At 69.0% G+C, this 11,962-nt stretch carries 11 protein-coding genes and 1 pseudogene; 2 read left to right on the forward strand and 10 right to left on the reverse strand.

Features of this window, described 5'->3' with window-relative positions; all coding sequences use genetic code 11:
• A partial coding sequence (locus QMK30_RS37425) for an IS30 family transposase (protein ID WP_283522799.1) occupies positions 1–259 on the forward strand: 259 nt, incomplete at its 5' end.
• Between the two features lie 217 nt (positions 260–476).
• On the opposite strand, the gene QMK30_RS37435 is transcribed toward QMK30_RS37425, so the two are convergent.
• The 7 genes and pseudogenes from QMK30_RS37435 to QMK30_RS37465 all read right to left on the reverse strand — a co-directional run bounded on the left by QMK30_RS37435 (position 477) and on the right by QMK30_RS37465 (position 6,152).
• The gene (locus QMK30_RS37435) at positions 477–845 is read right to left on the reverse strand and encodes a VOC family protein (protein ID WP_283522800.1); all 369 of its coding nucleotides are present in this window, start codon (positions 843–845) and stop codon (positions 477–479) included.
• A 585-nt stretch (positions 846–1,430) separates the two neighbouring features.
• Positions 1,431–1,541: pseudogene (locus tag QMK30_RS37440) on the reverse strand (HipA family kinase); the annotation flags it as partial.
• A gap of 89 nt (positions 1,542–1,630) precedes the next feature.
• Complete coding sequence (locus tag QMK30_RS37445) at positions 1,631–2,119, reverse strand: beta-class carbonic anhydrase (RefSeq protein WP_283522801.1); 489 nt, start codon at positions 2,117–2,119, stop codon at positions 1,631–1,633.
• A gap of 122 nt (positions 2,120–2,241) precedes the next feature.
• Positions 2,242–2,787, reverse strand: coding sequence for a hypothetical protein (locus QMK30_RS37450; RefSeq protein WP_502963307.1), 546 nt, complete (start codon positions 2,785–2,787; stop codon positions 2,242–2,244).
• Positions 2,754–3,500: a succinate dehydrogenase/fumarate reductase iron-sulfur subunit gene (locus QMK30_RS37455; protein WP_283522802.1), complete on the reverse strand. Its 747-nt coding sequence runs from the start codon at positions 3,498–3,500 to the stop codon at positions 2,754–2,756. Before QMK30_RS37455 ends, QMK30_RS37450 begins: the two co-directional genes overlap by 34 nt.
• On the reverse strand, positions 3,497–5,446 hold the full coding sequence (locus QMK30_RS37460; RefSeq protein WP_283522803.1) for a fumarate reductase/succinate dehydrogenase flavoprotein subunit: 1,950 nt from the start codon (positions 5,444–5,446) through the stop codon (positions 3,497–3,499). The genes QMK30_RS37455 and QMK30_RS37460 overlap by 4 nt, the downstream gene beginning before the upstream one ends.
• Position 5,447: 1 nt before the next feature.
• Entirely contained in the window at positions 5,448–6,152 is a 705-nt protein-coding gene (locus tag QMK30_RS37465; RefSeq protein WP_283522804.1) for a succinate dehydrogenase, read from the reverse strand.
• An 84-nt stretch (positions 6,153–6,236) separates the two neighbouring features.
• Between QMK30_RS37465 and QMK30_RS37470 the strand changes: the two genes are divergently transcribed.
• On the forward strand, positions 6,237–7,151 hold the full coding sequence (locus tag QMK30_RS37470) for a LysR family transcriptional regulator (RefSeq protein WP_283522805.1): 915 nt from the start codon (positions 6,237–6,239) through the stop codon (positions 7,149–7,151).
• Positions 7,152–7,474: 323 nt separating this feature from the next.
• Here QMK30_RS37470 and QMK30_RS37475 read toward each other — a convergent pair whose 3' ends face one another.
• From QMK30_RS37475 to QMK30_RS37485, 3 genes are all read right to left on the reverse strand, one after another.
• Positions 7,475–9,598, reverse strand: coding sequence for a putative bifunctional diguanylate cyclase/phosphodiesterase (locus tag QMK30_RS37475; protein WP_283522809.1), 2,124 nt, complete (start codon positions 9,596–9,598; stop codon positions 7,475–7,477).
• Positions 9,599–9,687: 89 nt separating this feature from the next.
• Complete coding sequence (locus QMK30_RS37480) at positions 9,688–10,500, reverse strand: SAM-dependent methyltransferase (protein WP_283522806.1); 813 nt, start codon at positions 10,498–10,500, stop codon at positions 9,688–9,690.
• A 239-nt stretch (positions 10,501–10,739) separates the two neighbouring features.
• Positions 10,740–11,726, reverse strand: coding sequence for an SCO0930 family lipoprotein (locus QMK30_RS37485; protein ID WP_283522807.1), 987 nt, complete (start codon positions 11,724–11,726; stop codon positions 10,740–10,742).
• Positions 11,727–11,962: the final 236 nt, after the last annotated feature.

The following is an 11,962-nucleotide window of genomic DNA, read 5'->3' on the forward strand; positions in this document are numbered from 1 at the left end:
TCGCGGCATGGAACTGGCAGCTCACAAGCAACTCACCGCCGACACCGGCGTCCACGTGTTCTTCGCAGCCCCGCGCAACCCCTGGCAACGTGGCACCAACGAGAACACCAACAAGTTGCTCCGACAGCACCTGCCCAAAGGAACCAACCTGTCGACGTTCAGCCAGGACGATCTTGACGCCATCGCGACGAAGCTCAACAACCGTCCACGCAAGTGCCTAGGATTCCGCACACCACAGAGCGTTGCCTTGACCAGTTGAATCTAAGAACCGGGTTCTGGCCGCCGGACGCACACCCCTCGAACGCGGCTTCGCCCACCTGAAGAACTGGCGGATCCTCACCAAGCTCCGCACTGACCCCGCCCGCGCCACCCACCTGATTCGCGCGCTGCTCGTCCTGACGAACATCGGGGCCACTACAGGAAATTGATCTCTACCGCAGGCAGCCCACGACCAGCACAAGCACCCCGGAACAGCGTCACTGAGCCGGGATCGGCTGGGTGAGGTTCACCGGGTTACCGTCGGGGTCCTGGATGTGGGCGACGCGCTGTCCCCACGGCATGTCGTTGGGGCCACCGCGGACCGAGCCACCCAGCGCCGTCACCCGGCCGAGCATCTCGTCGACGTCGTCGACACCGATGCTGAGCAGGATCCGCGGTGCCGCCCCGGTCCCCGGATTCGTCTTGGCCACCAGCCCGAGGTCGGTGTCGCCGATGCGCAAGCCGAGGTAGAAGGCCGGGCCTTCCGCCGGTACCCGGAAGATCTCCTCGGCACCGAACAATCTCGTATAGAAGCCGACCAGGACGTCTTGGTCGGCAGTGATGATCACTGGCTGGATGGTGGACATGGCACTCCTGTCGAGAACGGTCGTGTCGCTGGGTAGACCGTTCGAGGACGGTGAACTCATCGGCAAAACCACCCCGCCGGACGATCTACACCCCAGACTGCCGCCCACGACCAGCACGAGCACCCCGAAACGGGGTCACGCCACCCCTGCTGACCAGCCACTTCAAGATGGCGCAGCCACACCGTAGACACTCCTGAGCCACAATGGCCTGATCTGCACTTATGTGCATTACCTAGGACACCCTGGACCGCACAAGACACGATCTACAACCCGTGCCATGTGGGCGGAAACCGCCAGCGTCTGCCTCGCAAACTCAACTCCGTCAGCCGCCGACGGGGCCGGCGCGGCGCGCCGTGATGACTCAACATGCTGGTTATACAACCAAACGCACACCCGCCCGCCCCAGGCACAGTGCTCGCAGCATTAGCCCCCCGGGGGAGAATCTGGGGAGTATTCGAAGGCTTGGGGAGCGCGTGGGGAGAATCGGCTACATAACGCAGCACGAAACTGAAAGACGGTGAAAGACACATCCACGCAGGTCAGGGGCCCGCAGGATCACAAATCCGCAGGTCAGCACCGCCAGGTAGACAACTTCATGACGTACGTGCCCAGGTCGTCGGCCTCGACGATCCCGGGGAGCGAGCCGCCCTCACGCAAGGGCGTGACGTAGCGGGTCGCGGTGACTTCGGTGAGCATTTCGACAGGCTATAGGGAACGGACGCCTGGTGATCCAAGGAGCGGAGCTCCGTCCGTGGACGCCGACCGGGCGTGAACGGACCCGGGCCTCAGATGACCTCGTTGAGCCGTCCCGTGGCGACATCGAAGACGAAGCCCCGGACGGCGCCCGTGTGCGGGACGAACGCACTGGCGGTGATGCGCCGCACCGACTGCCGAACGTCCGCGCCCGGATCCGCGAAGGCCTCCGCCGCCCACGGCGGGCGGATGCCGGTCTCGGCCTCGATGCCCTGCCGGAAGCCGTCGTCGGTGAACGTGACCATTCCGCAGTCGGTGTGGTGGATGAGGACGATCTCCTTGGTGCCCAGCAGCCGCTGACTGATCGCCAGCGAACGGATCACGTCCTCGGTGACGACGCCTCCCGCGTTGCGGATCACATGCGCGTCGCCCTCCTCCAGACCAAGGATGGCATGCGGGTTGAGCCGCGCGTCCATGCAGGCGACGACGGCGGTGCGCCGGACCGGAGGGAGGGGCAGCGGACCTTTGAAGGTGGCCGCGTAGGAGTCGTTGTGGGAGAGAAACTCGTCGGTGACACTCACGCCTGCTCCAATTCCATGGGTTCACCGTGGAACCCAGGGGCCCTGGATGGGGAACCGGAAGGCCATCTCCCGGTCCGCCACGAACCTGCAATACCCCGGTCACAAGAGCCGAATTGGGCGTCTCAGACGACGGTGACCGGGTGTTCGACCACCGCGTCGAACAGGTACCCCCTGGGTGTTCGGGGCGGACCGCTCCGGCTGGGTGTCGCCCGCCGCGTCCGTGGCCCGCGCGAGGAGCTGTGTCTGCCCCTTCGCGCCCGGCCGCCACGGCAGTGACCAGCGCACCCAGCTGTCGCGCGCAGCTGGTCGTAGGTGAAACGGGCCGGGCCGCCGCGCAGCCCGCTGCCCCAGACCGTCAGGCTCCAGGTCCGCGCGTTCAGTACCGGGGTCGAGGTGTGGTTGCGGACGAAGAAGTGGTCCACCGAGGTGAGACAGCCCGCGTCGCGCAGGGCGGCGAAGCTGGTCTCGGCATTGGCGCCGCGGACGGTGAACAGCTCGGGCGGCAGCGGCTTGACGATGCCGGGCGCTGCCGCCGCAGCTGCGGGCGCGGCGGCCGTTGCGCGGGCCTCACCGTTGCGCGGGACAGTAGCCCGCGGCGGTCGCGCGGCGCAATGCCAGGCGTCCGGGAGGCCGGTCAGCGCCGCGATTTCACGGTCGCCCGCAGCCACTCCTTGTTCATCGCGGCGATGGACGGCAGCGGGATGCCCTTGGGGCAGGCGGTGGCGCACTCGCCGGCCAGGGTGCAGCCGCCGAAGCCCTCCTCGTCCATGCTCGCGACCATGTCCAGGACCCGCGTCTCGCGCTCCGGCGCGCCCTGCGGCAGCACATTGAGGTGGTTGATCTTCGCGGAGGTGAAGAGCATCGCGGAGCCGTTGGGGCAGGCCGCGACGCAGGCACCGCAGCCGATGCACTCGGCGTGCTCGAAGGCGAAGTCCGCGTCGGCCTTGGGGACCGGGGTGGCGTGCGCGTCGGGAGCGGCGCCGGTCGGGACGCTGATGTAGCCGCCGGACCCGATGATCCGGTCGAAGGCGGACCGGTCCACCACCAGGTCCTTCACCACCGGGAACGCTCCGGCGCGCCACGGCTCGACGTCGACGGTGTCGCCGTCGTCGAAGTGCCGCATGTGCAGCTGGCAGGTGGTGGTGCGTTCGGGGCCGTGCGCGTCGCCGTTGATGACGACACCGCAGGCCCCGCAGATGCCTTCGCGGCAGTCGTGGTCGAAGGCGACGGGGTCGTCGCCCTTGAGGATCAGGTCCTCGTTGAGGGTGTCGAGCATCTCCAGGAACGACATGTCCTCGGAGATGCCGTCGATGTCGTACGTGACCATGGCGCCGGTGGCGTCGGCGTTGCGCTGGCGCCAGACGCGCAGGGTGAGCCTCATGCGTAACTCCGCTGGGTGGGGTGGACGTAGGCGAATTCCAGGGCTTCCCTGTGCAGGACGGGCGAGGTGCCCGTGCCGGTGAACTCCCAGGCGGCGGCGTACGAGAACTCCTCGTCCTTGCGGGCCGCCTCACCGCCCTCGGTCCGGCTCTCCTCACGGAAGTGGCCGCCGCAGGACTCGGTGCGGTGCAGGGCGTCGAGGCAGAGCAGCTCGGCCAGTTCCAGGTAGTCGACGACGCGGTTGGCCTTCTCCAGGGACTGGTTGAACTCCTCGCCGGTGCCGGGCACCTTGATCCGTCGCCAGAACTCCTCGCGGATCTCCGGGATCCTGCCCAGCACCTTGCGCAGGCCCGCCTCACTGCGGGCCATCCCGCAGTGCTCCCACAGGAGCTCACCGATCTCCTTGTGGAAGAAGTCGGGGGTGCGGTCGCCGTCGACGGCGAGCAGCCGCTCCAGGCGGTCGGTGGTCTCGGCGACCGCGCGGACCGCGTCCGGGTGGCTCGCGTCGACCTCGTCGTGGTGCGGGGTGCGGGCCAGGTAGTCGTTGATGGTGGACGGCAGCACGAAGTAGCCGTCGGCGAGACCCTGCATGAGCGCGGACGCGCCAAGACGGTTCGCTCCGTGGTCGGAGAAGTTGGCCTCGCCGATCGCGAACAGGCCGGGCACGGTGGTCTGGAGGTCGTAGTCGACCCACAGTCCGCCCATCGTGTAGTGGATCGCCGGGTAGATGCGCATGGGCACCTCGTACGGGTCCTCGGCGGTGATCCGCTCGTACATCTCGAAGAGATTGCCGTACTTCTCCTCGACGGCCTTGCGGCCCAGGCGTCCGATCGCGTCGGCGAAGTCGAGGTAGACGCCCTGCCCGCCGGGGCCCACACCCCGTCCCTCGTCGCAGACGTTCTTGGCGGCGCGCGAGGCGATGTCGCGCGGCACGAGGTTGCCGAAGGACGGGTAGATCCGCTCCAGGTAGTAGTCGCGCTCGTCCTCGGGGATCTCGGCCGCCGTGCGGGTGTCGCCGTGCGCCTTGGGGACCCAGATCCGGCCGTCGTTGCGCAGCGACTCGCTCATCAGGGTGAGCTTGGACTGGTGCTCCCCGGAGCGCGGAATGCAGGTGGGGTGGATCTGGGTGAAGCAGGGGTTGGCGAAGTACGCGCCACGCCGGTGCGCCCGCCAGATCGCCGTCGCGTTGGAGTTCTTCGCGTTGGTCGACAGATAGAAGACATTGCCGTAGCCGCCGCTGGCGAGCACCACCGCGTCCGCGAAGTGCGTGTCGATGCGGCCGGTGACCAGGTCACGGGCGACGATGCCGCGGGCCCGGCCGTCCACGACGATCAGGTCGAGCATCTCGGTGCGGGCGTGCATCTCGACACTCCCCGCGGCGATCTGCCGCGACAGCGCCTGGTAGGCACCGAGCAGCAGCTGCTGGCCGGTCTGACCACGGGCGTAGAAGGTGCGGGAGACCTGGACGCCGCCGAAGGAGCGGGTGTCGAGGAGTCCGCCGTACTCACGGGCGAAGGGCACGCCCTGTGCCACGCACTGGTCGATGATCTCGACGGAGATCTGTGCGAGCCGGTGCACATTGGACTCCCTGGCCCGGAAGTCGCCACCCTTGACGGTGTCGTAGAAGAGCCGGTGGATCGAATCGCCGTCGTTGCGGTAGTTCTTGGCGGCGTTGATGCCGCCCTGCGCGGCGATGGAGTGGGCGCGGCGCGGGGAGTCCTGGTAGCAGAACTGCGCGACGTGGTAGCCCTGTTCGGCGAGGGTGGCGCCGGCCGCGCCGCCCGCCAGGCCCGTGCCGACGACGATGACGGTGTGCTTGCGGCGGTTCGCCGGGTTGACCAGCTTCGCCTCGAAGCGGCGGGTGTCCCAGCGCTCGGCGACGGGCCCGGCAGGCGCCTTGGTGTCGGCGACCGGCTCGCCGGTCGCGTAGTCGGTGTACTCGCTCATGTCAGTTCACCACTCCAGTCATGACGGCGACCGGCACGGAGATGAATCCGGCGGTCAGCACCAGCGCGAGGACGTTCGCCGTGGCCTTGAGGATCCGCTCGCGGGCCGCACTGCCCACGCCCAGGGTCTGCGCCGCGCTCCAGAAGCCGTGCTGGATGTGCAGTCCGACGGCCAGCATCGCGACGATGTAGATGACGTTTCCGTACCAGGTCGAAAAGGTCGCGACGACGTTCTCGTACGGATGGCCCGACTGCGCGTTCTCGTTCACGGTGAGCGTAGTCAGGTCGAGCAGGTGCCAGACGATGAACAGGGCGAGGATGATCCCGCCCCACCGCATCGTGTGCGTCGCATAGCTCGCGCGCCGCCGCTTGTGCACGTACTTGCTGGGCCGCGCCCTGATGTCGCGCCTGCTGAGCTGGTACGCCGCCACGCCGTGCAGCACCACCGCGGCGAGCAGCACCACACGCACGACCCACAGCCCCCACTCGTAGTGCAGGACGGGCGCGCCCAGGGTGCGCAGCCAGTGGGCGTAGCCGTTGAACTCCCCCGCGCCGAAGAAGATCTTGAGGTTGCCCGCCATGTGGGCCACCAGATACATCAGCATGATCAGACCGCTGACGGCCATCACCGTCTTCTTGCCGACGGTCGATGCCCAGAGCGAGCGCGTGAGGGACGGCCTTCGATCCGTCCGCGTAGCCAGTGCCATGGTCACGACGCTAGGGCCGAAGGACCTCATTGGTCCAAGACATGGTCCGGCTCATGTCGATAGCCATGGCCTATTGTGGCGGCTATGCAGTTCCAGCAGCTCCTCTACTTCGTGGCCGTCGCCGAGACCCGGCACTTCACCCGGGCCGCCGAGGAGGTGCATGTCGCCCAGCCCTCCCTCTCGCAGCAGATCCGTTCCCTGGAGAAGGAGTTGGGCGCCGATCTGTTCACCCGGGCCCGCGGCAACATCTCGCTCACCGAGGCGGGCGAAGCACTGCTGCCGCTGGCCCGCCGCATCCTCGCCGACGCCGACACCGCCCGCCACGAGGTGCAGGAGCTGGCGCAGCTGCGCCGCGGCCGGGTGCGCCTGGGGGCGACACCGAGCGTGTGCACCGGGCTACTCCCGGACGTCCTGCGCACCTTTCACCATCTGCATCCGGGCATCCAGCTGCTCATCGAGGAGGGCGGCTCCCACGATCTCGTACGGGAGCTGGCGCGCGGCGGCCTCGATCTCGCCCTGGTGGTGCTGCCGCTGCCCAGCCCATCCCCCGCGCTGACCACCGTCGAGCTGCTGCACGAGGATCTCGTCGTGGTCTCGGCGGCCTCCGCGCCGCGCCCCGGCCGCGGCAGGTCGGTGCGCGTCGCCGAGCTGCAGGGCGAGCCGATGGTGATGTTCCGGCACGGCTACGACCTGCGGGAGCTGACCGTGGCGGCCTGCCGCGCCGAGGGCTTCGAGCCGACCTTCACGGTGGAGGGCGGCGAGATGGACGCCGTACTCGGCTTCGTACGGGCGGGCCTCGGGCTCGCGGTCGTCCCGCGCATGGTGGCCGCCCGAGCGGGGCGCGACCTGCGGGTCACGCCCCTGGCCCGGCCGGGCCTCAGCCGTACGATCGCGCTCGCACACCGCAGCGACGTGGCTCCGCCGCGCGCGGCCCGCGAGCTGCAGAGGGTGCTCCTCGCTTCCCACACGGCCACCGCGCCTACTCCGGCTGCCCCCTGAGGGCTGTCCCGCAATCCCTGGCGGGCGCACGACGACAGCTACGGCACCTCGCCGCGTTGTCGAAACGCCCGAATACATCCAGCATGCGAACGTCCCTCCGCCTTGCGATGCACCGCATCTGACGCCGTGCGCTGATCCACCAGGGACTACGGGACAGCCCTTACGACCTCGGGGGCAATAGTGCGCGGGCTCCCGACGCCCCGCGACTCCGCCTCCGGCGTTGTCGTCGGTCGACGACGCTCCGCGTCGCCTCCCTCCTCCGCCTAGGACGCGAAGCCGCAGGACGCCACTCGCTGATCCACGCTCCATGGCCCCCGAGGTCGTTAGACCGCGTCGGCCAGCAGCAGGGCGTGAATCCGGTCGGGCGCGCCCGGCCTGGCGTAGTACCAGCCCTGGGCGGTGTCGCAGCCCAGCTCACGCAACTGCGCGGCCTGCGCGCCCGTCTCCACTCCCTCCACCGTCACGGACAGCTTGAGGCTGTGCGCGAGGGAGACGATCCCCTCGACGATCAGCAGGTCGACCGGGTCCGCCGGGTGCCGCTGCATGGACTGGGTGAAGGAGCGGTCCAGCTTGAGGACGCTCACCGGCAGCCGGCGCAGGTTCGCGAGGTTGGAGTAGCCGGTGCCGAAGTCGTCGAGGGCGATGTCCACGCCCATCTCGGCGAGCTGGCGCAGCGGCTTGAGCAGATCGTCGTCCGCGCCGATCAGCGCCGACTCGGTGACCTCCAGGCACAGTGCGCCCGGTTCGAGCCCCGCCTTCTCCAGCACGTTCACCGTGTCGGCGACCAGGCCGGGGTGGTAGAGCTGGGTCGGTGAGAGGTTCACATTGATACGCAGCGGGCCGCCGTCCGCGTGCCTCTCCTGCCAGAACCTCGCCTGGCGTACGGACTCTTCGAGCACCCAGCGGCCCAGCGGCACGATCAGCCCGGTGTGCTCGGCGAGCGGTATGAAGTGGTCGGGCCCGAGCACTCCGTGCTGCGGGTGGCACCAGCGCACCAGTGCCTCGGCGCCGTGCACGCTACCGTCGCCCAGATGCACCAGCGGCTGGTACTCGATGAAGAACTCGCCGCGCGCCAGCGCCGCGGGCAGGGCGTTGGTGAGCCCGTGCCGGGTGATGGCGCGGGCGTCCGACTCCGGATCGGCGAGCTCGCAGCGATTGCCACCGGCCGACTTGGCCCGGTACATGGTGATGTCGGCGCTGCGCAGCACCTCGGCGGGTCCGCGCTCGCCCGCCGGGCCTTCGACGATGCCGATGCTGCCGCGCACGGTCAGGTCCTTGCCGTCCAGGCTGATCGGCGAGGACAGTGCGGACAGGATGCGCGCGGCCAACTCGTCCACCTCTTGGCGGGTGTTGGGCCCGGTGGTCAGCGCCACGAACTCGTCGCCGCCGAGCCGGGCGACCATCTCGCCCGGCGCCGTCGCGCAGCTCTCCAACCGGTCGGCGACCTCCACCAGAAGACGGTCCCCGACGGAGTGGCCGAGGCTGTCGTTGATCGCCTTGAAGCCGTCGAGGTCGAGGTAGCACAGGCCGAAGCGCATGCCGTCGCCCGCGGAGAGTGCCTTCTCCAGGCGCTCGAAGAACAGCGTGCGGTTGGGCAGCCCGGTCAGCGCGTCGTGGGTGGCTTCGTAGCGCAGCCGCAGATTGAGCAGCCGGCGCTCCGTGGTGTCCTCCATGAGCGCCAGCTGGTATTGCGGATTGCCCTCCGTGTCGCGCAGCAGCGAGACCGTCAGATTGGTCCACACGACGGTGCCGTCATTGCGGTAGTACGGCTTCTCGGCGCGGTAGCTTTCGCGCTCGCCCCGCACCAACTCCCCGTACAGACCCCACACATGGGGGCTGTCCTCGGGGTGGACCCACTCGCTCACCTTCTTGCCGCGCGCGTACTGGTCGAGCCCGCCGAACATCTGGGTGAGCGCTTCGTTGACCTCCAGCACATTGCCGTCGAGATCGGCGATGCCGATGCCGATGGCGGCGCCCTCGAAGACCGCGCGGAAGCGGGCCTCGGTGGTGTGCAGGGCCTTCTGCGCCTCGGAGCGCGCCATGAGCGCGGAGCGGGCGATGGCCTCCTGCTCGACGAGGGTGCGTTCGCGCAGCGCCTGCGCGAAGCCGGCGGCCATCGCGTGCTGGAGCCGTGCGCAGTGCGCCCGGCTCTCCTCGGCGTCGGCCGGGGTGTCTCCCTCGGCCGCGCAGTACAGCACCAGATAGGAGTCGACGACGCCGAGCGTACGGACAAGGGCGTCCGGGTCGGTGCAGTGCGCGGCGATCAGGGCCGCGCCGACCTCCTGCCCGGGAGCCGGGTCGAAAGGGCGCCGGTGCAGCGCTTCGCCCAGCCGGTGGGCGAGCGGCAGCAGTCGCTGCTCGAACTCGGGACGGGTGAGGGAGGTCGCCGTGGCGGGGAAGATGGCCCGGCTCCAGATCGTCGCGAACCGCCCGAGTCTGTCCTCGATGCTGCTCGTCGCCGAGTCCGTGGCGGTGGCCGTGGTGGTCCGCCCGGCGGTCCGTGCGGAACCGGACCTCGGTGCCTGCGATGGCACATTCACGCTTTGCGCCCCACCCCTGCGAAGCCCGAGAAGGCGAATGGATCCTCCTGGGCGACGGGAACCTCGGGCCGCCAGTGCGGCATCGACACCAGGCCGGGCTCGACCATCTCGTATCCGTCGAAGAACCGCGAGACCTCTTCACGCGGGCGCATGACCAGCGGGTTCTTGATGTCCTTGTAGACCCCGACCATGCCGCCCGCCCGTTCCTCCGTCAGCGGGATCCCCTCGAACGAGGCGTGGGTGAGGATCACGATGCTGCCGGGCGCGAGGGCGTCGCGCAGGGTGGCGACGGCCGCGTGGGGTTCGTCGGCGTCCTCGATGAAGTGGAGTACGGCGACGAGCAGCAGCGCCACCGGCCGGTCCAGGTCGAGGAGCCCGGTGATCTCCGCGTTGTCCAGGATCTCCCGCGGCTTGCGCAGGTCGGCCGCGGCTACGACGGCACGGTCGTTGCCCACGAGCACGGCCTCACTGTGGGCGACAGCCACCGGATCGTGGTCGACGTACGCCACTTTGGCCTCGGGGCTGGCGGCCTGGGCGACCTCGTGGACGTTCCCGAAGGTGGGAATGCCGGATCCGATGTCCAGGAACTGGGTGATTCCCTGATCCGCGGCGAAGCGCACGGCCCGGCGCATGAAGGCCCGGTTCGCCTGCATGATCTTCGGGAGCCCCGGCATGAACTCCATGGCCTTGCGGGCCGCTTCCCTGTCGACCTCGAAGTTGTGCGAACCGCCCAGGTAGTAGTCGTAAATACGGGACACACTCGGCACCGAGATGTCGATGCCCTGCGGGGCCCAGGCGGGACGCTCCATCAATGTCTCCAACTCATCGCCACGGGACGTCCGGTCCTGACCAAGACCGGTGTTCGAGCCGAGGCTACTGACCCACTGGCAACAGAGCGAGCAAAAACGGAAATTGGGCGTCCGTTCTCGGTCACACCCCTTGAGAGTGTTCGACGCGTACGAGCGGCCCGTCCCTCCCGCGTGAGGCGGGGAGGACGGGCCGGCCGGGCCGGAGCGCCGCAGCGTGGGGACGCCGCTGATGCTGCGTACTACTTGGTCGCTCCCACCATCTTGCCCTCGGGCGAGACCGCGTACCAGGTACCGCCGACACCCTGTCCGTTGGTGTCACCCGGCTTCGCGTCGCCCGAGAAGGTGTAGACGGGCCAGCAGTCGATCGTCTGCTGCTTGATACCGTCGGGGCGGTCGAAGACGACGAAGCCCTTCTTCAGCACGCCCTCGGTGTCGTTCTTCTCGACCGGCGGGACCGCCGGCCACTTCTCCAGGCAGGCGCCGGTGCAGGCGGTCTTCATGGGCCAGGCCGAGTCCTTGTTGAAGCGGTAGACCGTCATCCCCTGGGAGTCGACCACCACGTCGCCGAGTTTGGCATCCTTGCGCACGGACATCCCGGCCAGATCGGCGGGGGCGCCGGCCTCCGCACCCGCGCCTTCCTCCTCCGCGCCGCCGGCAGCGCCCGGAGCGGCCTTCTTGCCGTCGGCCGCAGAGGCGAACCAGGTGCCACCCACGCCCTGGCCCTTGGCGTCACCGGCCTTGGTGTCCTTGGCGTAGCGGTACATCGGCCAGCCGCCGAGGGTCAGTTGCTTGCTGCCGTCGGCCCTTTCGACCTCGCCGACCATTGAGGCATCGGTGCCGGGGGCGGCGGTGGCGCCGCTCGCCGGCACGACGGGCCAGGCCTTCGCACAGTCACCGTCGCAATTCGACTTGGGCGGTTCGGCGGTGTCCTTGTCGAACCGGTAGAGGGTGAATCCCGCGCTGTCCGTCACGACTTTGCCGAGCTTCTTGCTGTCCCAGACCGCGAGTTGCCCCGCGGCCTTGGGGGCGGCCTGGGCGGCGGCTTCGTCGCCGTACCCCTTGTCGGCCGATCCGTAGCCATTGTCCGCGGGCTGCTCCGCGGGGTTGGCAGCGCCCACGGACTGGCCGTTGGGGGACTGGGAGCCGCTGTCCTGACCGCACGCCGTCGTCAGCGCCATCACAGCCGCCGCCGTCACCGCGAGCGAGGCGTTCCGCCAGGTCTTCATGTCAACTCCTGTGTACCGAAGGATGATGTCGACGCCGTAGTGCGTCGCTCATGGCCCTAGGTACGGGCGGGAGGTGCGCCCGTGTTCAACGTGGCCGAAGAAACTTTCCCCGCCGTCCTGTAGGCGGGCGTCAACGTGTCACCCGCAAACGAGTCGAAGTCCCACTCATTCAGGGGAATCAGCGGTGGTCACGGCACGCCGCCGAACACACCCCGGTCATGATCCACGACGTGTAC

Source organism: Streptomyces sp. H27-C3 (assembly GCF_030063415.1).
Taxonomy (GTDB): domain Bacteria; phylum Actinomycetota; class Actinomycetes; order Streptomycetales; family Streptomycetaceae; genus Streptomyces.